At 58.8% G+C, this 6,891-nt stretch carries 4 protein-coding genes; 3 read left to right on the plus strand and 1 reads right to left on the minus strand.

Annotated elements, in window-relative coordinates:
* The first annotated feature begins 158 nt into the window (after positions 1–158).
* The 3 genes from BOA8489_RS12915 (at position 159) to BOA8489_RS12925 (ending at position 6,686) form a co-directional block, all read left to right on the plus strand.
* Positions 159–3,947, plus strand: a complete 3,789-nt coding sequence (locus BOA8489_RS12915) for a DUF2339 domain-containing protein (RefSeq protein WP_093974439.1) — start codon at positions 159–161, stop codon at positions 3,945–3,947.
* A gap of 1 nt (position 3,948) precedes the next feature.
* The gene (locus BOA8489_RS12920) at positions 3,949–5,616 is read left to right on the plus strand and encodes a mucoidy inhibitor MuiA family protein (protein WP_176440298.1); all 1,668 of its coding nucleotides are present in this window, start codon (positions 3,949–3,951) and stop codon (positions 5,614–5,616) included.
* A 170-nt stretch (positions 5,617–5,786) separates the two neighbouring features.
* A complete protein-coding gene (locus BOA8489_RS12925) occupies positions 5,787–6,686 on the plus strand; it encodes an endonuclease/exonuclease/phosphatase family protein (protein ID WP_093974441.1) in 900 nt (299 codons plus the stop codon).
* A 71-nt stretch (positions 6,687–6,757) separates the two neighbouring features.
* On the opposite strand, the gene BOA8489_RS21170 is transcribed toward BOA8489_RS12925, so the two are convergent.
* Positions 6,758–6,886 carry a DUF5765 domain-containing protein gene (locus BOA8489_RS21170; protein WP_503092239.1) on the minus strand — a complete coding sequence of 43 codons (129 nt, stop codon included), beginning with the start codon at positions 6,884–6,886 and terminating at the stop codon, positions 6,758–6,760.
* Between the last annotated feature and the right edge of the window lie 5 nt (positions 6,887–6,891).

The following is a 6,891-nucleotide window of genomic DNA, read 5'->3' on the forward strand; positions in this document are numbered from 1 at the left end:
GCGGCGCGTTCTTCGCTTATTTGCCGGAGCCTTTGCTATTTGGGCTGGCCGAGAGCCCATCAGATGTTTTCAAGGCTCATGCGATGCTAGGATATACGCTCGAAAGTCAATTGAAATAAATCAATTCTATCTCCAACTTTATCGCGTAATCATCTGGGATGGACGGCTTATTCATACTGCTTTTGATTGTTGGCGGCCTGTCGGTCTTCGTCACGCCAATATTGGCATTGATTGCGCTCAGCCGGATCACTCAGCTCAAGAGCGAATTTCCCGAGGCGCAGGAGAGCCAGAGACTCTTGTCGGAGCACGTCAGCCGGCTTCAGGCTCGGTTACAGAAAGTTCAGAATGAGCTCGAAGGACTGAAGGCAAAGGCCGGAATTGAGGGCGCCGAGGCAGAGTCGGATTCAGGACTAAAAGTGCCGTCGCCTGAACTGGAGGCGACATCCCGGGAAACAGAAGCGGAAACGACCGCGCCTTCCCTTGCCTCCGAGGGGCTACCTATTGAACCCGAAGGCATCGAGGCAGTCCAGGCGCCAGAAGAAAGCGCCGATAAGGAACCTGTCAACAGACCGGTAGCCGCAGCAGCGAAGATCGAATCTCCATGGGAAGCTGTCTCGAGGGTGCCCGCCAAATCACAGCCGGACGAGGCACAGGAACCGGAAGAGGCGTCGAGAGACGTGCCAGAGAAAATCGTCGATGGTCCGGAAGAAGCAGAAGCGACAGCGAAGCCTGCCCCTCCCTCGGTCCTCGCCGCACGCGTTTTGCCTGCACCACGCGGAGATCTGGAACGAACTCTGAGTACCAACTGGCTGGTCTGGATTGGTGGCATTTCGCTTGCGATAGCCGGCATCTTCCTGGTGCGATACATTGCCGAGCAGGGCTGGTTGTCTCCAGCCCTTCGCTGTGCAATCGGCGTTGTTTTCGGTCAGGTATTGATTATCGCGGGCGAGGCTGTACGGCGCCGCCCACTGCAACGCGCAATTGCTGCGGTCAATCCTGACTACGTCCCTCAGGCTCTGACCGCCGCTGGCCTAGTGACCGCATTCGGAAGTATCTATCTTGCCTACGCTTTCTATGAACTGATCCCGTCCGGCTGGAGCTTTACGGTGCTGGCCGGGATCACGCTCGCGGCCTTTGCGCTGTCCCTCGTGCAGGGGGGATTTGTCGCCTTACTGGGTTTGGCGGGCGCTGTCGCGACGCCAGCGTTGGTCTCGACGGACGATCCCAGCAACTGGGGGTTCTTTACCTATCTGGGTATCGTGGCTCTCGCGACGCTGGCGGTCGGGGACCGCAAGCGCTGGTATTGGCTGCCGGAGTTGTCCCTCGTGGCGATTGCCGGCTGGACGGCTATTTGGCTCCAGCAACCATTCCGCGAGGTGGACATCCTTCCCATCGGCGTCACCCTGGGGATTGTCGCCCTTGCGGGATTTGAAATGGCGCGGCGCGCGGGTCCGATTCTGGTCCTGGACGGCAAAGGCAAGGCTTCCGGCCTGATGATCGGCGCCGACGAGGTCGCGGGAACCGGATTCGTTCTGGCGCTTGGGAGCGTCTGCGCACTGGCCATGCTGTCGGATTTCCATCCCGCGGTGCATTGGTTGCTACTTGTATTCGCAGTCGCCGCCGCGATACTCACCCGGTTGCTGCCCCGCTTCGACTGGATACTCTATACCCTGACGCTGGTGTCGGTCCTGGTTATCGGGCTGGTCTATGTCGATGAAGGCGCCTTGGCGAATCTGTCCGAGCGGCTTCTGGGTACTCCGGCGCCGACGGATTATTTCGCCGAGAAATATCAAGAATACCTGCTCCACGGCGCTTTGCTCTCGGTCGCGCTCTTCGTGGGCGGAGTACAGGCTCTCGGGCGCGCGACGCGAGCACATGCGGTCGCGCTCGTGACCGGTGGGGCGCCGCTGGCGTTTCTGCTGATCGGATACGTTCAGTTCCGCAACTTCAGCGGGGACGCCGTATGGGTTATATCTGCCGCTGCCACGGTCGCAGCCGCCATTGCCGCCACGACCCTGCTGGGCCGCAAGAAAGGCATGATGGCTGATCTGCCGGGCCTTTATGCGGCCTTCGCCGTTATCGCTGCCTTCCTTGCGCTAACGTTCCAGTTCGACCGGATCTGGCTGACGCTCTCCTATGCAGTGCTGGTCTTAGCGCTGTCGATGACCTCAATGCGGACGGATTTTGTGACGGTGCGGAATCTGGCGAACCTGATCGTCCTTCTGGTGCTCGTCCGTCTGAGCATCAACCCCGACCTCAGGGGATATGAGATTTTTCATCCGCTCGGAATGCAGTGGGTATCCTATGGCTACCTTGTGCCCCTAGCGTTGTTCTTTGCGGCAAGCCGTATATTCAAACGGGCGAAGGACGACCTGACCGTTACAGTGCTGGAAGGCGCTGCGCTTCTTCTGGGCATCGTCTTCATATCAATCGAGATCCGGATCTTCATGACCGGTTCGATCTATTCGGGCGGATACCGGTTGCCGGAAGCCAGCTTGCAGACCATCGCGTGGCTGACATCTGCGATTGTCCTGGCGCGCAGGAACCTGCGCTATCCACGCCTGTTCAGCACCTGGGGATCGCGAATCCTGACCGCTGCGGGAGCGGCACAGGCGATTGCTTTGCAACTGGTCGTTATGAATCCTGTCTTTACCGGCGAGTTCATCGACGGATACGGTCTGTTCAACATGCTGATCCTGTCGCTGGCCGTGCCGGCGGTCCTGCTGTGGCTGATCGCCAGGTCGCTATTGCCGAAGGAAGACGCGCACCGTGGCCCTGTCATGGTCCTCTTGCGCGGCGCTGCGGCACTTCTGGCCTTTGCCTTCGTCACCGAGGAGGTACGCGTCTTTTTCCAGGGCATGCTGATCCGTCCGGTGCACGCGTCGCTTCTGGAGCTCTACATAACGACTCTGGCCTGGCTGATCCCCGCCGCGGCACCTTACTTCGTCAATGAGCGGCGCGCGTCTCATCAGATTCGTTCGCTGGCGACGGTTATCATTCTTGTCGCCCTGCTGATGCTGGTATTCGGTCATAGCTTCGCCTTCAATCCGGTGGTCAGGGGCCAGGTCGTCCGTGGATGGCCCGCGATCAACACGCTGCTAATCGGATTCCTTTTTCCGGCGGCGCTTCTCTATTGGGTCGCCAAACATCTCGAGCGGCCTCTGCGTAGCGTGCTGTTGGCGGGCGCTTACCTCCTTGTGCTGGTCTGGGTATGGCTGTCGTTCAAGCATGCCTTCCAGGGGCCGCGGTTGGTCGTTTTTCACGAAAGCCTGCTGGAGCTCTACCTCACGACCCTCGCCTGGATGGTGCTGGGGGCGGCACCCTTCTTCGTCCTCCGTATTGGCAAGATGGCGGAAGCGAAGCGTGCCGGCCTCGCAGCCTTGGCCGTCAGCGTCGCTATGCTGTTCGTTGGCCACACGTTAATCTTCAACCCAGTATTCGACACGGAATTCGTGCCGGGCTGGCCGGTCTTCAACGTGCTCCTGTTGGGCTTCATCGTTCCGGCCGCACTCTTGGGCCTTGTCTCGCGCAAGCTGGACCGACGGCTGCGCAAAATGTCGCAAGCGGGGTCCTATGTGCTGCTTTTCGTCGGGATCACGATGCTGGTGAAGCACACTTTCCAAGGCGGTGTGCTGACGCTAGAGACGCTCACCGATATCGAAAATTACGGTTATTCCGCCGCCTGGCTTGTCTTGGCGCTGGTTACAATGTTCGCGGGGATTGTGCGAGACAACAGCAACGTGCGCTACGCATCGCTGGCCGTACTGCTACTTGTCGTGGTGAAGGTGTTCCTGCTGGATATGTCCCGTCTCGCGGGGCTTTGGCGGGTCGCGTCGTTCTTCGGCCTCGGCATCAGTCTTGTAGGGATCGGCTATGTCTACCAGCATTTTATGTACCGAAAGCAAACTGCCGAGGCGGCAACGGCGACCGGAACAGAGGAGAACTGAGATGCGTGCAACTTCGGCCCTAAAGCGTTTCCTTGGTTCCGTGACGCTAGTAGCTATGTTCGGTCTATCGCTCGCGCCGGAGAAGGCCAGTGCCGACGAGATAAGTGTCACCTCTCGGATCGAGGCTGTAACGGTCTTCCCGACGGGCGCCGAGATCATGCGCACCTTCACGGTCGACCTGGCCGCGGGCGACTATGTGCTGAAGATTCCGCTTCCGAATGACGTTCAACCGAACAGTATTCAGATCAGAAGCGGGAACGGAGCGACTGTGACCGTGAATTCGCTGGATCTGCGCCCCGCGCCTGTCGATGACGAGGCACGCAAGGAGCGCGATGACGCCATTCGCGCAGAGATCGCTGCGCTCGATGCGGATATCGGCGTGAACGAGAAGAGGATCGAGAACGCTATGCTATCGCGCGAACTGGTCGAGACCTTGGCCCGGCGCAAGTTGCAACCGCAGGGCCCCGAGACCGCGCCACCGGTCCCGGAACCGCAGGACCTGATCGCGCTTCTCGACATGGTCGACGCGCGGATGTTGGCGATATCCGAAAGCATCCTGACGGCGCAGGCCGAGATCGATGCATCGCATGAAAGGATTGCGGTGCTGGTAGAGGTTTTGGCGGAGCCGCGGGAACCCAAAGCGGGCGACAAGTTGGCCTCGATCTACCTGACGGCAGGAGGTGCAGGCAGTGCGGCCTTCGAATTGACATACCGCCTCGGTTCCGCGTCTTGGCAACCGCTCTACGAGGCGCGATTGTCGACAGGAGAGGGTAGCCAGGCGGCCCGGTTGGAGCTGGTGCGCAACGCGTCGGTGACACAAGGCACCACCGAAGACTGGGACGATGTCGGCCTCAGTATCTCAACCGCGCAGCGGACTGCCCGGATATCGCCGCCCGTACTGAAAAGCCAGTCGGTCAGCCAGTTCGCGCGCGAGGTCGATGCCGAGGCCGCGCGGTTCGCCAGCGAACGAGATCGGGTATCCGCAGTCAAGGTGGGCAACACTTCGGACGGGACGGGTGCCGAAGGAAGTTTGCAGACCGATCCTGCCAGCGCGGGGTTCAATGTGATGTTCAAAATCCCCGGTCGCGTGGATATCGACCGAAGCGGCACCGCGCGAACGGTTCGGATCGGAGCGACCACGATGCCGGCTAATCTTTCGCTGTCCGCGATTCCGAAGATCGACCTGACCGCCTATCTGGTCGCGCGTTTCACGGTTCAGGGCGAGGCGCCGCTGCTGCCCGGCCGGGTCATGCTCTTCCGCGACGGGGTGTTCATCGGCGAGGCGTTCCTTCCGCTGACGACGCCGGGCGAGACCCTCGAGTTGGGCTTCGGCGCTGACGATCTGGTTCGTATCGAACGCCGTGAAGTCGCCAGAAAGTCGGGAGAGACGGGTCTGGTTTCGACCGCCTATATCGAGGAAAGGTCCTATCTCATGCGGGTCACCAGCAGGCATTCTTTCGACATTCCGATCATCCTCGAAGACCAGACGCCGGTCACGAACGACGAGCGGGTCCGAGTGGAGTTCCTGCCCGGAACGACCCGCCCCGACGTCGAAGACGTGGACAATCGGTCAGGTGTCTATTCTTGGACCAGAGTGCTGAAACCCAATGTTCCACAAGAAATTGGCTTCGGTTTCCGGATCACATGGCCAAAAGGAATCTCGAGGTAGACTTCTGCCCCGGGCTCGAAGCGGTTGGTCGATGCGCTGGCAAAAAATGAGCTCCTGCCGACGAATTGCGCATATTGATTGCTCCAAGAGATCGCCACATTTAGTTTAAGTAGTTGTAAACGCTGTTTTGGGGCGAGCAGTGCAAAAGGCTTCACTAGGCCCGGTCAAAGATGCGAATTGCTACCTTCAACGTCCAGAACCTTCGACTTCGTTCAAGTGACGGACAGTATTCCCTCGATGGTGCCTTCGACCGCGATGCATCGGAAGTGGATCGGTCGAGCGCACTTGAGATAGCGGACCGTATTGAGACGGCAAAGGTCATCGCAACCGCCCAAGCGGATGTTGTAGCACTGCAAGAGGTATTTGACCTCGCGACGCTCGACTTCTTTTGCGACTGCTTTCTCGCTCCCGCGGGTGCAGCTTCATATGATCATCGCTACTGCATAAAAGGAAATGATGGTCGCGGATTGAACGTTGCTGCATTGTCGCGACGGGAGGCCAAATATGTGCAAAGTCACGCACGCCAGACTGGAGCTAGCTTGGGGCTTCTGGATCTTTCACTGGATTTACGAGACCACCCCATTTTTCGACGCGACTGTCTTGAGATACATTTGGGCTCTGTCACGCTTTTCATTTGTCATTTTAAGGCGCCTTATCCAGATCCTATCAAAGCAAGAGCTATCCGCGTAGCCGAGGCGCAGGCAGTCCGGCGGATCATCGAGGCACGTTTCGCCGATCCAAGCAGGGAGCGGTGGATTATTCTCGGTGATTTCAACGAACCCATCACCAACAATTCGTTGCACGGCTCCGCACTCAATGTCCTGAGCGACGGGTTTGCATTTGACTTGCTTGATCGACTGCAGCCCGGTCAGGACTGGACCTTTGAAGTGCCGCAGACACGTCTTCATACACGGCCCGACCGGATTCTCGCCTCTCCGACACTTGCTCAGGACTACCCGGATGTACGTCCACAGATCATTCGTTCCGGGATGAAGACGATGTATTCTTCTTTGAGCGAGGCGAGTGCCAGCGATCACGCATTGGTCTTTGTCGATTTCCCGGGCCTTTGAACCATAGAACTCAATATCATTCGATTGCTTGCACGAACGTTTAGACTCTTGTTTGCCAATAATTCCTCAAGCTAGGCCAAGCCGCGCCTTGCAGAACCAAGCAACTTCCCTCGGATCTGCGGACTGAGGCTTACAAGCACGATCCCAATTGAAAAAAGGCACCAGATCGCCGGCATTTCATTTGGGTCATCGGTCAGCAGCGACG

Origin of the sequence: Boseongicola aestuarii, from assembly GCF_900184815.1 — a bacterium.
Taxonomy (GTDB): domain Bacteria; phylum Pseudomonadota; class Alphaproteobacteria; order Rhodobacterales; family Rhodobacteraceae; genus Boseongicola; species Boseongicola aestuarii.

What these genes read in the sequence shown, in the direction of transcription:
- BOA8489_RS12915 (WP_093974439.1), top strand. Translation starts at nt 159, where the DNA reads ATGGACGGCTTATTCATACTGCTTTTGATTGTTGGCGGCCTGTCGGTC.
- BOA8489_RS12925 (WP_093974441.1), top strand. Translation starts at nt 5,787, where the DNA reads ATGCGAATTGCTACCTTCAACGTCCAGAACCTTCGACTTCGTTCAAGT.
- BOA8489_RS12920 (WP_176440298.1), top strand. Translation starts at nt 3,949, where the DNA reads ATGCGTGCAACTTCGGCCCTAAAGCGTTTCCTTGGTTCCGTGACGCTA.